This is a genomic window from Mesorhizobium sp. M7A.F.Ca.CA.004.04.2.1, from assembly GCF_004022825.1.
Lineage (GTDB): Bacteria > Pseudomonadota > Alphaproteobacteria > Rhizobiales > Rhizobiaceae > Mesorhizobium.
Genome location: NZ_RZPH01000921.1, coordinates 1 through 2,435, shown reverse-complemented (window position 1 = coordinate 2,435; position 2,435 = coordinate 1). Strand labels below are relative to the sequence as shown.

Genomic DNA, 2,435 nt, shown 5'->3' with positions numbered 1-2,435 from the left:
CATGCGATTCGATCAGAACGCGGGTGATCGCCTCGGTGCCGCCATTGAGGATACGCACCTTGAAGTCGGCCAACTCCATGTCGGCGATCTCGCCCTGAAATTTGCCGAGGTCCTTGCGCAGCGCGATGTCGAGTGCGTTGACCGGGCCATGCCCCTCGGCCACCGACATCTTCTCCTCGCCGTCGACCACCACCTTGACGATCGCTTCGGAGACCGTCTTCAGCTGGCCGTTGGCGTCGAAGCGGCGCTCGACCATGCAGCGGAACGAGGTGACGTTGAAGAACTCCGGCAGGCCGTGCAGCATCTTGCGTGCCAGGAGCTCGAAGCTGGCATCGGCGCCCTCATAGGCGTAGCCCTCGGCCTCGCGCTCCTTGACCACTGATATCAGCGCGTCGAGCCGGTGATCGTCCTTCGGCACCTCGATGCCGCGCCGCCTCAACTCGGCGAGGAAATTGGCCTTCCCGCCCTGGTCCGAAACCATGACGCGGCGGCGGTTACCGACCGTTTCCGGGGGTACATGCTCATAGGTCGCCGGCTCCTTGGCCAGCGCGGAGGCATGGATGCCCGCCTTGGTGGCGAAAGCAGAGGCCCCGACATAGGGCGCTTGCGCTTCCGGGGCGCGGTTCAAGAGTTCGTCGAAGGCGCGGGACAACCTGGAAATGCCTGTCAGCGCCTCAGCCGAAATACCGGTGTCGAAACGATCGGCGAAGGCCGGTTTCAACGCCAGCGTAGGCACGATCGAGATCAAATTGGCGTTGCCGCAGCGCTCGCCGATGCCATTGAGTGTGCCTTGGATCTGGCGCACGCCGGCCTCGACCGCGGCAAGCGAATTGGCGACCGCCTGGCCGGTGTCGTCATGGGCATGGATGCCGAGATGATCGCCCGAAATACCTGATAAAATAACCTTCTCGACGATGGCGCGGACTTCCGATGGCTGCGTGCCGCCATTGGTGTCACACAGCACCACCCAGCGCGCGCCGGCATCATAGGCGGTCCTGGCGCAGGCCAGCGCATAATCGGGATTGGCCTTGAAGCCGTCGAAAAAATGCTCGCAGTCGACCAACGCCTCCTTGCCGGCGGCGATCGCCGCCTCGACGGAGGCCTTGATGGCGTCGAGGTTCTCCTCATTGGTGCAGCCGAGCGCGACACGGACATGGTAGTCCCAACTCTTGGCGACGAAGCAGATGGCATCCGACTTGGATTGCACGAGTGACGCAAGGCCGGGATCGTTGGAAGCCGACGCCCCAGCCCGTTTGGTCATGCCGAAGGCGACGAATTTGGCGCGCGACGTACGTTTCTCCTGGAAGAAGGCGGTGTCGGTCGGATTGGCGCCGGGATAGCCACCTTCGACATAGTCGAGGCCAAAAGCATCGAGCAGTTTCGCGATGGCGATCTTGTCCTCGACGGAAAAGTCGATGCCAGGGGTCTGCTGGCCATCGCGCAATGTGGTGTCGAAGAGATAGAGGCGCTCGCGGGTCATGGTCATTTGCCTGCAAACTTGTCCGTCGCGCGGATCAGCCGATCCAAAATCCCCGGCTCCGAATAAGCATGACCGGCGCCCTCGATCAGGTGGAAATCCGCCTTTGGCCAGGCCTTGTGCAGCGCCCAGGCATAATGCGCCGGGCACGGCATGTCGTAGCGGCCATGGACGATGGTGCCGGGAATGTCAGCCAGCTTGTGCGCGTCGCGCAGCAACTGCCCTTCCTCCAGCCAGCCGGCATGGACGAAATAGTGGTTCTCGATGCGGGCAAAGGCGATGGCATAGTCGTCCTGCCCAAATGGTCCGCTGGTCTCCGGCTCGGGCAAAAGCGTGATCGTTTCGCCTTCCCACAAGCTCCAGGCGCGGGCCGCCTCGATCTGCGCCTTGCGATCCGTGCCGACCAGCCGCTTGCGGTAGGCAGCCATCATGTCGCCGCGCTCGGCCTCCGGGATCGGCGCCAGGAAGCGCTCCCATTTGTCCGGGAACATTTCCGAGACGCCGAATTGATAGTACCATTCGAGTTCGGCTCGCGTCAGCGTGTAGATGCCGCGTACCACCAACTCACTGACGCGTTCGGGGTGCGTTTCGGCATAGGCGAGCGCCAGCGTCGACCCCCAGGAGCCTCCGAACACCAGCCATTTGTCGAAGCCGGCCATTTCGCGCAGGCGTTCGATGTCGGCGACCAGGTGCCAGGTCGTATTGGTTTCGAGCGAGGCGTTGGGCGTCGATTTTCCGCAGCCGCGCTGGTCGAACAGGATGACATCGTAGAGCTTCGGGTCGAACAGCCGCCGGTGTTTTGGGGAAATGGTGCCGCCCGGCCCGCCATGCAGGAACACCGCCGGCTTGGCGCCCCTCGTGCCCGAACGCTCCCAGTAGACCTGATGGCCGTCGCCGACATCCAGCATGCCGGAATCGAACGCCTCGATCTCGGGATAAAGCGTACGCAATTGACTGC

Annotated in this window: 2 protein-coding genes; both read right to left on the bottom strand. The window is 63.2% G+C overall.

Annotation, left to right across the window (positions count from 1 at the left end):
• A partial coding sequence (gene cimA / locus EN893_RS29205) for a citramalate synthase (RefSeq protein ID WP_206640190.1) occupies positions 1–1,486 on the bottom strand: 1,486 nt, incomplete at its 3' end.
• Positions 1,483–2,435, bottom strand: a 953-nt coding sequence (pip, locus tag EN893_RS29200; RefSeq protein ID WP_245490923.1) for a prolyl aminopeptidase, incomplete at its 5' end; no start/stop codon positions are given. The genes pip and cimA, both read right to left, overlap by 4 nt.